General features: G+C 71.1%; 12 protein-coding genes. 2 read left to right on the forward strand and 10 right to left on the reverse strand.

Going from position 1 to position 14,223, the window contains the following annotated elements; all coding sequences use genetic code 11:
* Nucleotides 1-2: 2 nt before the first annotated feature.
* From ACSGDB_RS05965 to ACSGDB_RS05975, 3 genes are all read right to left on the reverse strand, one after another.
* On the reverse strand, nt 3-953 hold the full coding sequence (locus ACSGDB_RS05965) for a carbohydrate ABC transporter permease (RefSeq protein ID WP_434993544.1): 951 nt from the start codon (nt 951-953) through the stop codon (nt 3-5).
* Nucleotides 954-1,056: 103 nt separating this feature from the next.
* Nucleotides 1,057-2,403, reverse strand: coding sequence for an ABC transporter substrate-binding protein (locus tag ACSGDB_RS05970; RefSeq protein ID WP_434993545.1), 1,347 nt, complete (start codon nt 2,401-2,403; stop codon nt 1,057-1,059).
* Between the two features lie 280 nt (nt 2,404-2,683).
* Nucleotides 2,684-3,700: a LacI family DNA-binding transcriptional regulator gene (locus ACSGDB_RS05975; RefSeq protein ID WP_434993546.1), complete on the reverse strand. Its 1,017-nt coding sequence runs from the start codon at nt 3,698-3,700 to the stop codon at nt 2,684-2,686.
* A gap of 146 nt (nt 3,701-3,846) precedes the next feature.
* On the opposite strand from ACSGDB_RS05975, the gene ACSGDB_RS05980 reads away from it, so the two are divergent.
* Nucleotides 3,847-5,115 (forward strand): D-arabinono-1,4-lactone oxidase, encoded by a 1,269-nt coding sequence (locus tag ACSGDB_RS05980; RefSeq protein ID WP_434993570.1) that lies wholly within the window; start codon nt 3,847-3,849, stop codon nt 5,113-5,115.
* Nucleotides 5,116-5,128: 13 nt separating this feature from the next.
* Here ACSGDB_RS05980 and ACSGDB_RS05985 read toward each other — a convergent pair whose 3' ends face one another.
* The 7 genes from ACSGDB_RS05985 to pdhA all read right to left on the reverse strand — a co-directional run bounded on the left by ACSGDB_RS05985 (nt 5,129) and on the right by pdhA (nt 13,538).
* Nucleotides 5,129-5,992, reverse strand: coding sequence for an MBL fold metallo-hydrolase (locus tag ACSGDB_RS05985; protein ID WP_434993547.1), 864 nt, complete (start codon nt 5,990-5,992; stop codon nt 5,129-5,131).
* A complete protein-coding gene (locus tag ACSGDB_RS05990) occupies nt 5,989-6,621 on the reverse strand; it encodes a YczE/YyaS/YitT family protein (protein ID WP_434993548.1) in 633 nt (210 codons plus the stop codon). Before ACSGDB_RS05990 ends, ACSGDB_RS05985 begins: the two co-directional genes overlap by 4 nt.
* Nucleotides 6,622-6,686: 65 nt before the next feature.
* Nucleotides 6,687-9,230, reverse strand: a complete 2,544-nt coding sequence (locus ACSGDB_RS05995) for an ABC transporter (RefSeq protein WP_434993549.1) — start codon at nt 9,228-9,230, stop codon at nt 6,687-6,689.
* Between the two features lie 88 nt (nt 9,231-9,318).
* On the reverse strand, nt 9,319-9,666 hold the full coding sequence (locus ACSGDB_RS06000; protein ID WP_434993550.1) for a hypothetical protein: 348 nt from the start codon (nt 9,664-9,666) through the stop codon (nt 9,319-9,321).
* Between the two features lie 44 nt (nt 9,667-9,710).
* Nucleotides 9,711-11,273 carry a dihydrolipoamide acetyltransferase family protein gene (locus ACSGDB_RS06005; protein WP_434993551.1) on the reverse strand — a complete coding sequence of 521 codons (1,563 nt, stop codon included), beginning with the start codon at nt 11,271-11,273 and terminating at the stop codon, nt 9,711-9,713.
* A gap of 1 nt (nt 11,274) precedes the next feature.
* Nucleotides 11,275-12,345, reverse strand: a complete 1,071-nt coding sequence (locus ACSGDB_RS06010; protein WP_434993552.1) for an alpha-ketoacid dehydrogenase subunit beta — start codon at nt 12,343-12,345, stop codon at nt 11,275-11,277.
* Nucleotides 12,342-13,538 carry a pyruvate dehydrogenase (acetyl-transferring) E1 component subunit alpha gene (pdhA, locus tag ACSGDB_RS06015; protein WP_434993553.1) on the reverse strand — a complete coding sequence of 399 codons (1,197 nt, stop codon included), beginning with the start codon at nt 13,536-13,538 and terminating at the stop codon, nt 12,342-12,344. Before pdhA ends, ACSGDB_RS06010 begins: the two co-directional genes overlap by 4 nt.
* Before the next feature lie 208 nt (nt 13,539-13,746).
* Here pdhA and ACSGDB_RS06020 point away from each other — a divergent pair, with 208 nt between their 5' ends.
* A complete protein-coding gene (locus ACSGDB_RS06020) occupies nt 13,747-14,190 on the forward strand; it encodes an Lrp/AsnC family transcriptional regulator (RefSeq protein WP_434993554.1) in 444 nt (147 codons plus the stop codon).
* The last annotated feature ends 33 nt before the right edge of the window (nt 14,191-14,223 follow it).

A 14,223-nucleotide genomic window follows, 5' to 3' on the forward strand; every position in this document is an offset into this window, starting at 1 on the left:
GCTTATTTCAGTCCGCTCTGCTTGCGGGTCAGGAAGAGGAAGAAGAACGAGAACACGAACACCACGATGCCGAGCGCGAAGGAGATGGCGGAGGCGTAGTTGAACTGGCTGTAGGAGAAGGCCAGGGAGAAGGCGTACATGTTCGGCGTGTAGTCCGTGGGAATGGCGCCCTGCGCCACGCCCCTGAGCACCTGGGGTTCGGTGAAGAACTGGAGCGTCCCGATCAGGGCGAAGATGACCACCATGACGAGCGAGGAGGAGATCGTGGGCACCTTGATACGCCAGGCGATCTGCCGGTCCGAGGCGCCGTCGAGCACCGCGGCCTCGTAGATGCCCGGATCGATGCCCCTGAGCGCCGCGTAGATGATGATCATGTAGTAGCCGGCCCACTGCCACGTCACGATGTTCACGAGGCTTCCGAAGATGCTGTCCTGGGCGAGGAAGTCGGGCGCCTCGGACCCGAACAGCGCGAACAGGGTGCTCGCGGGCCCGAAGCGCGGGCTGTAGAGGAAGCCCCACATGAGCGCGCCGATGACCACCGGCACGGCATACGGGATGAAGATCATGAGGCGGGAGAACTTCGACGCCCAGGTGGCCAGGTTGTCGAGGACCAGTGCCGCGACCAGGGCCACGATCATCTGCGCCGGGATCATGATGAGCCCGAACTTCGCCACCGTGAGCAGCCCGTCGAGGAAGAGCGGATCCGTGAAGGCCTTGGCGTAGTTCGCGAGGCCCACGAAGCGGTCCCCGGTGGCGAGGGTGCTCGTGAACAGGCTCATCCGGAAGGCGAAGACCAGCGGGAGGACCAGGAAGGTCAGGAAGATGAGGGCGAAGGGTGCGACGAACAGCCACCCCCAGCGCTGGCGGCGTCGGTAGTTCCGGTCGGGGCGGTGTGTGACCTGCGGGGGTGCCTCGGCGTGGTAGGACGACGTCGGCGCGGTGGTCGTGGCCATGATGGTCTTTCCTCGGGCTGTGGGACGGAGGGCGCGGTGATGGAGGCGCCGGGAGCGGGAGGACGGTGCCCCGCCGTCGGGGACGGGGCACCGTCCTGCCCGGTTACTTGAGCGTGAAGCCCTGCTCGGTCGCGTACTGCTCCAGCGACGCCTGCAGGTCGTCGAGGGCCGTGGCGGCATCCTTCTCGCCCTGGACCATCGCGTAGATCTGCACCGTCAGCTGGTCGTAGGCGTAGTTCTGGAAGGGGCTGAACGTGGCCCCCTCGTAGCCGGCGGCGGCGTCGAGGAACACGTCCTTGTTGATCTGCTGGCCGCCGAAGAACTCGTACTCCTTGTCGGCGAACGCCGGCGAGTCGAGCACCGGTGCGTAGGACGGGAAGAGGGCGCCCTTGTCCACGCCGAGGTTCATGCCTTCCTCGTTGCCGAAGATCCCCATGGCGACCTCGGCCGCGAGCTCCTTGTCCTTCGCCTGCTCCGTCACGGCGAAGGTGGACCCGCCCCAGTTCACCTGGACAGGATTGGCGGCATCCCACTGCGGCAGCGGGGCGGCGCGCCAGACGGCGTCCGGATCGGCGTCGGAGAGGCCCTGCAGGTAGCCGGGGCCCCACGCCGCCGCGAGGTACACCGCGTAGGAGCCGTCCACGAGCTTGGTGTTGTAGTCGGCGGTGAAGGCGTCATCGGTGGCCACGAGGCCGTCCTCGACGAGCCCCTCCCAGTACTCGAGCACCTTCTTGGCGCCGTCGTCGTTCACGTTGATCCCGATCTCCTGCGGATTCGCGGAGTCGTACTCGAACGGGACGGATCCTGCCTGGGCGAAGAGGGCCTGGTTGAACGCGCGGCCGTTGGTCGGGAAGTCGGCCATCACCGCGCCGTCGCCCGACTCCTTGAGCTGCTTCGCCGCTGCCTCGAACTCCTCCCACGTGGTGGGGACCTCGATGCCGGCGGCATCGAAGAGGTCCTGGCGGTAGAGCATGCCCATGGGGCCGCCGTCGACCGGGATGGCGTAGACGGCGTCGCCGCTCGAGGCGTCCTCCCACGCTCCCTCCGCGTAGTCCGCCTCGACGTCGCCGGCGCCGAACTCCGTGAGATCCACGAGGGCATCGCGGATGGTGAAGCTGGAGAGGACCTCGGACTCGAGCTGGATGACGTCCGGGGCTCCGGAGCCCGACTCGATCGACGTCGAGAACTTCGTGTATTCGTCGTTGCCCTGGCCGGCGTTGGTCCAGCAGATCTGGACGTCGTCGTGGGCGTTGTTGAACTGGTCCACCACCTGGTCGAACGCCGGGTACCAGGCCCAGACGGTCACCTGGGGCGCGTCGGCGTTGACGATGGTGTTGGTGCAGGATGCAGCCTCGGAGCTTCCTCCGCTGTCGCTCCCTCCGGAGCAGCCGGTCAGTGCGACGGCGGTGGCGGCGACGATGCCGGCCGATGCCAGGAATGTAGCTCTCATGTGTCTTTGCTTCCTCTCGCGGTGGCGTTCCACCGTGGTCCGCCGGGGCGGCCGGGCCAGGTGCTGCAGGGAGGAGGATCACCGGGACGCGAGGTGCCGCGTCCACTCGAATCTTCCTTGATCCGGGTCCGCCCTCCTGCCGCGCCGCCCCTGGGGCGGGCACCGGCGAGAGTATCGGTTCCGAGTTTTACATCGTTGTAGGTAAACGATGTAGAAACTATGCGGAGTGCTTCGGGCCGGTGTCAAGCATTCGGGCGAAAAAGGCATCCGGGCCCGAGCCTCAGCGGGGTAGTGCGGAGGACTCCCGCTCGACGACCCGGAACCGCGCCTCCAGCTCGCGGGGCGGGACGTCGCCGTCGCGCCCCGAGATGCGCTCCAGCAGCACCCGCACCGCGGTGTCCGCGATCTCGCCCCTCCCCGGGTCGATCGTGGACAGCGTGGGCAGCGAGTACCGGCCCTCGTCCAGGTCGTCGAAGCCGATGACCGCGACGTCGTCGGGGATCCGCCGACCCGCCTCCTGCAGCACCCGCATCGCCCCGAGCGCGAGGGTGTCGTTCATCCCGAACAGGCCGTCGAACGCGACGCCGGACGCGAGGAGCTCCTTCATCGAGGTGGCGCCGTTGGCTCGGTGCCAGAGGGTCGTGTACGCCACGAGGCGGGGGTCGAACGGGATGCCCGCCGCCTCCAGTGCCTGCCGGTAGCCGCGCAGGCGGAGCCCGGCCGAGCCGATCACCTCGCCCTCGTGGCCACCCACGACGGCGATGCGGCGGCGGCCCTTCGCGATGAGGTGCTCGGTCGCGGCGCGCGCGGACTCGACGTTGCTCATGGTCACGTGGTCGGTGGGCCCGCCGAAGATCCGCTCGCCGAGGAGCACGAGCGGGAAACTGACCTTGAGGTGGTGCGCGTCCTCGTTCGACATGCCGAGCGGGCTGAACAGCAGCCCGTCGGTCATCTGGAGGCGCGGACTGGAGAGGATCTCCAGCTCACGGGCCCGGTCGCCGCCCGTCTGCTCGATGAGGACCTTGAGCCCCCGACGCTCGGCGGCCTTGATGACGGAGTCGGCCAGTTCCGCGAAATAGCTCAGCGAGAGTTCGGGGACGGCGAGGCCGATCACGCCGGTCCGGCCGGAGCGCAGGCTCCGCGCAGACAAGTTGGGGCTGTACCCGAGGTCGGCAATCGCCTCCATGACCCGCTGCTTCGTGTCGGCACGGATGTGCTCGTAGTCGTTGATGACGTTGGAGACGGTCTTGATCGAGACACCGGCCGCCAGCGCGACGTCCTTCAGTGTGGCCGCCATGCCGCTCCTCCGGATCCCGTCGTGATGCCCTGCACGCCACGCGTGAGGAGATTCTACAACGTTGTAGGATGAGCGGGCACCCCTCCCGCACGTGCCGCCGCAGCACCGCGTTCCGCCGCCGCGACACCGGCCAGACAAGGACCCCCATGATCGAGGAACAGGTACGGGACACACTCAACTGGGCCGGCAACTACGGGTACCAGGCGCACACGATCGAGCATCCCACCTCGCTCGGCGACCTCCAGCGCGCGGTCGCCGGGGCCACTCGGGTCCGCGCCCTCGGCTCGCGCCACTCCTTCAACGACATCGCGGACAGCGCCGGGACCCTCGTCTGCCTGGACGTGCTCGATCCCGGAGTGCGGATCGACGAGGACGCGCTCACCGTCACGGTGTCCGCCGGCGTGCGGTACGGCGTCCTCGCCGAACACCTGCAGCGGCGCGGCTACGCCCTGCACAATCTCGCCTCGCTGCCCCACATCTCGGTCGGCGGCGCCATCGCCACCGCCACCCACGGGTCCGGGGACGCGAACGGCAACCTCGCCACGGCCGTCGTCGGGCTCGAGCTCGTGACCGCGACCGGGGACGCCCTGGCTCTGGCCGCGGGCGACGACGACTTCGACGGCGCCGTCGTGGGCCTCGGCGCCCTCGGCGTCGTCCACCGCGTGACCCTGCGCATCGAGCCCTCCTTCGACGTCCGCCAGGACGTGTTCACGGACGTCCCGTGGGACGCGGTGCTCGCGGACTACGACGCCGCCACGTCCGCCGCCTACAGCGTCAGCCTGTTCACGGACTGGTCCGGCGACACCATCGGCCAGGCGTGGCTGAAGAGCCGCGTCGACGGAGGGCGCCCGGCCCCCGACGCGTTCTACGGCGGGACATCGGCGGACCGGGCGCTCCACCCGGTACCGGGGGTGGCCGCGGACCACTGCACGCAGCAGCTCGGCGTCCCGGGGCCGTGGTCGGACCGCCTGGCCCACTTCCGTCTCGCGTTCACCCCCAGCAACGGCCAGGAGCTGCAGACCGAGTACCTCGTGGGCCGCGAGCACGCGGTCGAGGCGATCCAGGCGGTGCGTGCCCTCGCGCCGAGGATCGCGCCGCTGCTGCTGGTCTCGGAGGTGCGCTCCATGGCGGCGGACGAGCTGTGGCTCAGCAGCAACTACCGCCGCGACGGGATCGGCCTCCACTTCACGTGGAAGCCGCAGCAGACCGAGGTCGAGGCCCTGCTCCCGGAGCTCGAGGCCGCCCTGCTCCCCCTCGGCGCCCGGCCGCACTGGGGCAAGCTCTTCGCCGCGGACGCCGCGCAGCTCGCGCCGCTCTACCCGCGCTTCGAGGACTTCCGGACCCTCGCCGGTCGCCTGGATCCCGAGGGGAAGTTCCGCAACGCGTACCTGGACCGCACGGTCTTCGGGGGCTAGGCGGACGCCGGCCTCAGGGCTCGCGCGACAGCCACTTCCAGTGCGCGAGGGTGCGCAGGCGGATGAGGAGTGCGCGGGACTGCTCGGGGCCGTACGGCAGGATCGGGATGGCCTTGGTCATGTCCACGGAGGCCTCGTCCATGGCCACGCGGGTCACCCGGATGGCGCTGCGCATGGTGTTCATCTGCGTGACGATGTCCCCGACGGCGACAGGATCGCCGTGACCGGGCACGAACACGTCGTAGAGGTCCTCGAGGGCGACCATCTTGCCGAGCGTCCGCACCCAGTCCACGGGGAACGAGTCCTCGAAGACCGGATCGGAGCCCTCCTCCACGAGGTCTCCCGTGAACAGGACGTTCCCGACGCCCACGAGCAGGTCGTGGTCGGTGTGGCCGCGTCCGAGGTGGAACAGCGTCACCGACTGGCCCCCCAGGTCGAGGTCCACCGGCGTGCCCTCCACCAGCCGGTCGGCGGGGCGGATCCGGGTGTGCTCGCCGTCGCCCGCGCCCATGGCGGGCTCGACGGCGAGGACCAGCGCCCGCTGCTCCCCGCCCTTCTCGGCCTGCACGGCACTGCACCGCGACGTCGCCCAGAAGTCCTCGACGCCGTGGGCGGCGAAGTAGTCGTTGCCGAAGAAGTGGTCCGCGTGGGCGTGCGTGTTCACGACGACGAGTGGCAGGTCGGTGACGGCCCGCACCTGCGCGTACACCTCCGCTGCCGCGAGCGGTCCCGCGCCCGTGTCGACGACCAGCGCCTGCTCGGAGCCGACGACGAGGCCGACGTTCATCCGGAAGTGCGCGGTGCGCAGCACGTAGATGCCCGGTCCGAGCTCGCGCCACGGGCTGGAGGTCCCCGGAAGGGGCACGTCGGTGGTCATGGAGTCCTCTCTGACGGCAGGAGTTCCAGTCTAGGCCCGGCGCGCTCGGGCATACGGAAGACCGGCAGCGCGAGGTTGATCAGCGGGCCGATGAGCAGAGCGAAGGCGACGGTGCCGAGACCGACCGACCCGCCCAGCAGCCACCCGAGCAGCAGCACCGTCCCCTCGATGGCCGTCCGGACGAACCAGATCGGCAGCCCGGAGCGGGAGTGGATCCCCGTCATGAGGCCGTCCCGCGGGCCCGGCCCGAGACGGGCACCGAGGTACAGGCCGGTGGCCACCGCCAGCAGCACGAGGCCGCCCGTGAACAGCAGGATCCGCGCCCACAGCCGGTCGGGCTCCCCGAGCAGCGCAAGGCCGATCTCGGCGCTGGGTCCCACGAGCAGGACGTTCAGCACCGTCCCGACGCCCGGGCGCTGCCGGAGCGGGATCCAGAGGAGCAGGACGATCGCGCCGATGATGTTGGTCATGAAGCCGAACGGGATGCCGCTCTGGAGGGACCCGCCCTGCCCGAGGACGTCCCACGGCGACACCCCGAGCGTGGCCCTGATCATCATGGCGAGGGAGAAGCCGTAGAGGAAGAGGCCGGCCAGCAGCTGCAGCCAGCGCCGGGCGCCGAGGAACGTCATGGTCCCAGTAGAACCGGGGAGGGGACGGACATCAAGACGGCTCCCGCGTGCACGCCGGCGCGGGATCACACTCCGGCCCCGACCCCGAGGTACTCGGCGAGGTACGGCGCCGTCGCGCTCACCTCGGAGCCGAGGCCGGCGATCCGGTCCGGTGTCCCGGCGGCCACGACCCTCCCGCCGGCGGACCCTCCGCCCGGCCCGAGATCGATCACCCAGTCCGCGGAGGCCACGACCGCCATCGTGTGTTCCACGACGACCACCGTGTTGCCGGCATCCACCAGCTTCCGCAGCTGCGCGAGGAGCAGCACCACGTCCGCCGGATGCAGCCCGGTGGTCGGCTCGTCCAGCAGGTAGAGGGTGTGTCCGCGCCGGGTGCGCTGCAGTTCGGTGGCGAGCTTGATGCGCTGGGCCTCGCCCCCGGAGAGCTCCGTGGCCGGCTGCCCCAGCCGCAGGTACCCGAGCCCCACCTCCTGCAGCGTGGCGAGCGCGCGGGCCGCGGCCGGGATGGTCCCGAGGACGGCGGCGGCGTCGTCCACGGTCAGTCCGAGGACGTCCGCGATGGTGCGCCCGTCCAGCGTGACCTCGAGGGTCTCCTCGTTGTAGCGGGACCCGGCGCAGGCCGGGCAGGGGCCGTAGCTCCCGGGCAGGAACAGGAGTTCCACCGCGACGAAGCCCTCGCCCTGGCAGGTCTCGCAGCGTCCGCCCTGCACGTTGAAGGAGAACCGGCCGGCACCGAAGCCGCGGGACCTCGCCGCGGGCGTCGCAGCGAAGGCCTTCCGGACGGCGTCGAACAGACCTGTGTAGGTCGCGAGGTTGGAGCGCGGTGTCCGCCCGATGGGCTTCTGGTCCACGCTGACGAGGCGGTCGAAGGCCTCCAGGCCGCTGATGCCCGCCACGGGGGACCCGGGGTCCGCCTCGTGGACCGTGCCGTCGTCGACCGGGTCGGCATCGGCAGGGGTGTCGTCGCGGACATGTGCCCCCACGGCCTCGGCGAGGACCTTGCTGACGAGCGTCGACTTCCCCGATCCGGACACGCCCGTCACGGCGGTCAGCACGCCCACCGGGATGGCGGCGTCGAGCCCCTGCAGGTTGTGGCGGCGGATGCCCTCGAGGTGCAGCCACGCCGAGGGATCCCGGCGGGCGCCGTCCACCGTGGACGTCGGCGCGGTCCGGGCGAGGAACGGCGCGGTGAGCGAGGCCGGCACGTCGGCGAGCCCGCCGGCCGGGCCGCTGTAGACGATGCCGCCGCCGCCCTCGCCGGCGAGCGGGCCGACGTCGACGATCCAGTCCGAGCGCCGGACGACATCCATGTTGTGTTCGACGACGAACACCGAGTTCCCGGCGTCCTTCAGGGCTTCGAGGACGGCGAGGAGCGGTTCGACGTCGGCGGGGTGCAGGCCGGCGGACGGCTCGTCGAGCACGTAGACGACGCCGAACAGCCCGGACCGGAGCTGGGTCGCGATGCGCAGGCGCTGCATCTCGCCCGGGGAGAGCGTGGGGGTGGCACGGCTCAGGCTCAGGTACCCCAGGCCGAGGTCCACGAGCACGCCGAGCCGCTGGACGAGGTCGCGGCTGATGGTGACGGACACCTCCGTCCCCTCCCCCGACGTCCACGACCCGTGCGCAGCGACCGGGTCCTCCAGCGTGGCCGCCGGCTCGAGGTGCGCGGCGAGCTCCGCCAGTGGCAGGGCGTTGGCCTCCGCGATCGACAGCCCGGCGAAGGTCACGGCGAGCGCCTCCGGGCGGAGCCCGCTGCCGCCGCACACACCGCACGGGCCGGACTCCATGAAGGGCAGGACGCGGTCGCGCATCTGCTGGCTCTTCGAGTCCCGGAGGGTGTGCATCACGTAGCTCTTCGCGCTCCAGAAGCGCCCCTTGTAGGGCTTGGCCACGCGGTCGCGCTGGGGGGTCACCTCGACGACGGGCTGCTCGTCGGTGAACAGCAGCCAGTCCCGTGCCTGCCGCGGCAGCGTCCGCCAGGGGACGTCGATGTCGTGGCCGAGCTCACTGACGACGTCGCGGAGGTTCTTGCCCTGCCAGGCGCCCGGCCAGGCGGCGATGGCGCCCTCGCGGATGGAGAGGTCCGGGTCGGGGACGAGCGTCTGCTCCGTGACGTCCCGCGCGATGCCCAGCCCGTGGCATCGCGGACACGCTCCCCCGGCGGTGTTGGGTGAGAAGGCATCGGACTCCAGGCGTTCGACGGCGTCCGCCGGGTAGGTACCCGCCCGGGAGTAGAGCATCCGGAGCGAGTTGGAGAGGGTGGTGAGCGTCCCGACCGTCGAGCGCACACTGGGCGTGCCCCTCCGCTGCTGGAGCGCCACGGCGGGAGGGAGCCCGGTGATCGAGCCGACGTGCGGCGAGTGCCCCTGCTGGATGAGCCTCCGCGCGTAGGGGGCGACCGATTCCAGGTAGCGGCGCTGCGCCTCGGCGTAGATCGTCCCGAACGCCAGGGAGGACTTGCCCGACCCGGAGACCCCGGTGAAGGCGACGACGGCGTCCCGCGGCACGTCGACGTCGACGCCGCGCAGATTGTTCTCGTCGGCACCACGGACGCTGACGAAGCCGTCCCGGGTCGTGGCGGAATGGGCAGGGATGGTTGAGGCGATCACCACTCCAACCCTACGGTTCTCCGTGGGCGCGGAGGACCAGACCGCCCGGGCGCGGCATCCTCCCCGCGGAGTTGACAGCCCGCGGCCCCTAGGGGGTCCCGGCTCCGTCCGGCTGCTCACGCGTGTCAGCGGCGGGCCGGTCCGGCTGGCGCTTCTGTACCGCGTAGTGGTGGCCGAGGGAGTCCGTGTGGATCTCGATGGAACGCAGGGCGCTCTCGGACTCCTCCTCGGCGGCGTCGTGGCGGTGCACCACCGGCGTGCTCCCGTCGGAGCGCGCCGCCGGTCCGAAGAAGGTCCTCGCAGCGGAGTCGAGGCCGTCGAAGAAGGAGCGGTGCTGGCGGCCCTCCGGGTGCGGCTTCCGGTCCGTCCCACCGCCGACCGTCGGCGCCGGGGCGGTCTCGTCGTGCTTCCTGGAATTGTGGCGGATTCTCATCATGCACCTGATTCATCGTGGGACGGATATTCTACTCCGCCACACGCCTACAGGTCGGCGAGCAGGCCGCCCGGATTCTCGATCGCATCCGCGACGAACCGCAGGAATCCGCCCGCGGTCCCGCCGTCGCAGACACGGTGGTCGAACGCGAGCGTCAGCTCGGTCACCTTGCGGACCGCGAGCTGTCCGTCCACGACCCACGGGCGGTCGATGATCCGACCCATCCCGAGGATGGCCGATTCCGGGTAGTTGATGATGGCGGCGCTGCCGTCCACGCCGAACACCCCGTAGTTGTTCAGGGTGAAGGTGCCGGAGGAGAGGTCCGACGGCGTGGCCTTGCCCTCGCGGGCGAGGGTGGCGAGGCGGCGGATCTCGGCGTCCAGCCCGCGGGCGGACAGGGTGTCGGCCCGTCGGATGCCGGGCACCACGAGGCCGCGCTCGGTCTGCGCCGCGATCCCGAGGTTGACGCCGTCGACCCGCACGATCTCCTGCGAGCCGTCCTCGCCCGTCACGATCCGGCTGTTCAGTTCCGGGTAGCGGTCCAGGCCTGCCACGACGAATCGTGCCACGAAGGCCAGCAGGCCGGGCACCGCGTCCGGCGTGCGGCGCTTCATCGCCTCGCGCAGGTCCACGAGCGCGGTGGCGTCGACGTCGACCCACACCGTGGCCTCCGGGATCTCGCGCCGGCTGCGGGTCATCGCGTCGGCGATGGTCCGCCGGACCCCCCTCAACGGGGTGCGCTCGAGGACCGCGAGCCCGGACCGGGGATCGATCGCGGCCGCGGCCGCGTCGCCCGTGCCCGCCGTCGTGACGGGGGCCTCGAGGTCCGACGCCGTCCTCGCGGCAATCGCCTGCTCCACGTCGCGGCGGAGGATCAGGCCGTCCTCCCCCGACCCGCGGAGGTCGGTGAGCCGGACGCCGTTGTCCCGCGCGAGTTTGCGGACCAGGGGCGAGATGCACGTCGGAGCCGCACCGCCGTCGGGCGCAGCCATCTGCCCACTGGCCGCCGCGGTGCGCTCTGCCGCGGTCGCCGTGGCCGGAGCGGGCGACGCCGCGGACGGAGCGGCCGCGGGAGCGGGCGGTGCTGCCGATGAGCCCGCACCCCCCGACGCCGGGCCCTTGCGCGGCCGGGTGCGGCCCCCGCTGAGACCGCCGGGGGTGCCGTAGCCGATCAGTACGTTCCCCGATCCCCCGCCCGACGATTCGTTGCCGGCCGGCCCGGTCGCGGCGGCCGGCACACCGGCCTCCTCGCGGAGCTCCGCCGCGGCGGCGTCGACGAGGTCATCGGCGGGAGCGCCCGTGTCGGCCGGGATGCCGGCCGACGGTCCGGCACCCGCGGCGGCAGTACCGTCCGGCCGGACGGAGAGGAACGGCGCGCCGACGTCGAGCACCTCCCCGGGCCGGCCGTGCAGCACGGCGACGGTCCCGGCGAAGGGCGAGGGGACCTCGACGACCGACTTGGCGGTCTCGACCTCCGCGATGGGCTGGTCGACGGCGACGGTGTCCCCCTCGGCGACGAGCCAGGACACCAGCTCGGCCTCGGTGAGGCCCTCCCCGAGGTCGGGGAGGGCGAACACCTGGAGCCCGGAATCGACGGCGGGTGCACTCATGTCAGTCCTCCCACTGCAGGTCGTCCACGGCGTCGAGGATGCGGTCGACGCTGGGCAGGTAGAAATGTTCGAGCTTGGGCGACGGATACGGGATGTCGAATCCGGTCACACGGAGCACGGGGGCCGCGAGGGAATGGAAGCAGCGCTCCTGCACCCGGGCCACGATCTCCGACGCCACGGACGCGAAGCCCGGGGCCTCCGCGACGACGACGGCGCGGCCGGTCCGGCGGACGCTGGCGCACACGGTCTTGTCGTCGAACGGCACGATGGAGCGGAGGTCGATGACCTCGATCGACCGGCCCTCCTCGGCGGCCGCCGCAGCCGCGGCGAGCGCCGTCGGCACGGACGGTCCGTAGCTGATGAGGGTCGCGTCGGTCCCGGGACGGGCGACGACGGCCCTGCCGATGCGCCGGGGCGCCTCGCCGGCCTCGAAGGTCCGGCGCAGCTCCGCGAGGTCCACCTCCTCCTTGGACCAGTACAGCTTCTTCGGTTCGAGGAACACCACCGGGTCCGGCGACGCGATGGCCTCGCGCAGCATGAAGTAGGCGTCGCGGACGGTGGCCGGCGCCAGGACCGTCAGGCCGGGAGTGTGCGCGTAGTAGGCCTCGGAGGAGTCGCAGTGGTGTTCCACGCCGCCGATGCCACCGGCGTAGGGGATCCTGATGACCAGGGGCAGTCGGACCTTGCCCTTGGTGCGGTTCGGCATCTTCGCGACGTGGCTGACCACCTGCTCGAAGGCCGGATAGGCGAAGGCGTCGAACTGCATCTCTACCACGGGCTTCATGCCGTTCATCGCCATGCCGATGGCCATGCCCATGATGCCGGCCTCCGCGAGCGGCGTGTCGAAGCAGCGCTGGTCCCCGAAGCGGGCTGTCAGGCCGTCCGTGATGCGGAAGACACCGCCGAGCGTCCCGACGTCCTCGCCGAACATCAGCACGGAGGCATCGGCCGCCATGGAGTCGGCCAGCGCGGCGTTGAGGGCCTTGGCGAAGGTCGACGTCGCCCGCCCTTCGGGAGCGGCGTCGGCCCGCGCTGCCACGCCCCCGGCGGGCGCGTCCGTGGTCTGCGTCATCGTCCGTCCGCCTTCGTGTCTGCCGTGGTGGTTCCTGCGCCGGCGGCGTCGCGCGCCAGTTCCTCGCGTAGCTGCTCGGCCTGTTCGCGCAGCTGCGTCGTCTTCTCCGTGTACACGTACTCGAACAGTTCTGCCGGGTTCACCTGGACCTCCGTGTTGAGCCCCTTCCGGATGGCGGCGGCGATCGCGTCCGCCTCGTCGGCCAGGGACTGCTCCACCTCGTCCGTCAGCAGGTCCAGCGAGCGCAGGTAGGTGCGCATGCGCGTGATCGGATCCTTCGGCACCCAGCGCCGGACGTCGTCGGCGGAGCGGTAGCGGGTGGCGTCGTCCGCGTTGGTGTGCGCCTGCATCCGGTAGGTGTGAGCCTCGACGAGGCTGGGGCCACCGCCGTCGCGGGCCCTCCGCACGGCGCTTCCGAGCACCGCGAGGAGCGCGGCGAGGTCGTTGCCGTCCACGCGCTCGCCCGGCATGCCGTACCCGATGGCCTTGTGGGCGAGGGAGGGCGCGACGCTCTGGCTCCGGAGCGGGACCGAGATGGCGAACTCGTTGTTCTGGACGAAGAACACGACGGGCACGTGGAACACGGCGGCGAAGTTCAGGGCCTCGTGGAAGTCCCCCTCGCTGGTCGCGCCGTCACCGCACATGGCGAGCACCACGGTCGACTCGCCGCGCAGCTTGGCGGCGTGCGCGACGCCGACGGCGTGGAGCAGCTGGGTGGCGAGCGGCGTGGCCTGGGTGGCGACGCGGTGCTCGTGCGGGTCGTAGCCGCCGTGCCAGTCGCCGCGGAGCAGGGTGAGGACCTGGAGCGGGTCGACGCCGCGCGTGATGACCGCGACCGTGTCGCGATAGGTCGGGAAGAGCCAGTCCTCGGCGTCGAGGACCGCGGCAGCCGCGACCTGGCAGGCCTCCTGCCCGTGCGAGGAGGGGTACACGGCCATGCGGCCCTGGCGGACGAGGGCATTGGCCTGGTCGTTGATGCGGCGACCGGCGACGAGGCGCCCGTAGGCCTCGAGCAGCACGTCGCCGTCGGGGAGCAGGTAGCGCTCGTCGGTGGAATGGCGACCGTCCGGATCCACCAGCTGCACGGGCTCCGCCGACGGGAGCAGGGCGCCGTCCGGCGTCGTGCCGTGCGCTCCGCCCCCGGCTGCCCCGCCCAGCAGGCCGCCGAGGCCCTCATTCGTTGCCGTACTCATTCCGCCTCCGTCGCCGGCCGCTGCAGCGGCAGTCCGTTTCCGGCGCGGAGCGGTAGCTCCAACGCTGGATGCTGTGTAGGACCAGTATGGCCAGAGGGCGCCTTTTGTATCCACGGAGTCGTCGAAGTGTGGATTTTTTCTTGCTCACGGCAGTATTCTTTGGACGAATCGACAGTGTGAGCTGGATTACGCGAAGGAGCGTGGACACGTGGTGGACGGAGTGCTCGACGACGTCGATCGGAAGATCCTCGCCGAACTCACGCGGGACGGCAGGCAGTCCGTGACCTCGGTGGCGGAGCGCGTGCACATCTCGCGCGCGCATGCCTATTCCCGCATCGCGAAACTCACCGAGGACGGCGTGCTGACACGCTTCACGGCGATCATCGACCCCGCGAAGGCCGGTCTCCGGTCCTCCGCCTACGTGACCCTCAAGGTACGGCAGCACTCCTGGCGGGAGCTCCGCGACAGGCTGCGCGGCGTCCCGGAGATCCACCACATCGCGCTGGTGGGCGGGGACTTCGACGTCATCCTCCTGGTGCGGGCGGAGGACAACGTGGGGTTGCGGCGGGTGATCTTCGACCAGTTGCAGTCGATGCCGGGCGTCCTGGACACGCAGACGTTCCTGGTCTTCGAGGACCTGGACACGCGCTGACTCCGTGCGGTCGCACCCCGCCCCCTACCGTCG

Origin of the sequence: Arthrobacter sp. Ld5, from assembly GCF_051172775.1 — a bacterium.
Taxonomy (GTDB): Bacteria; Actinomycetota; Actinomycetes; order Actinomycetales; family Micrococcaceae; genus Arthrobacter_D.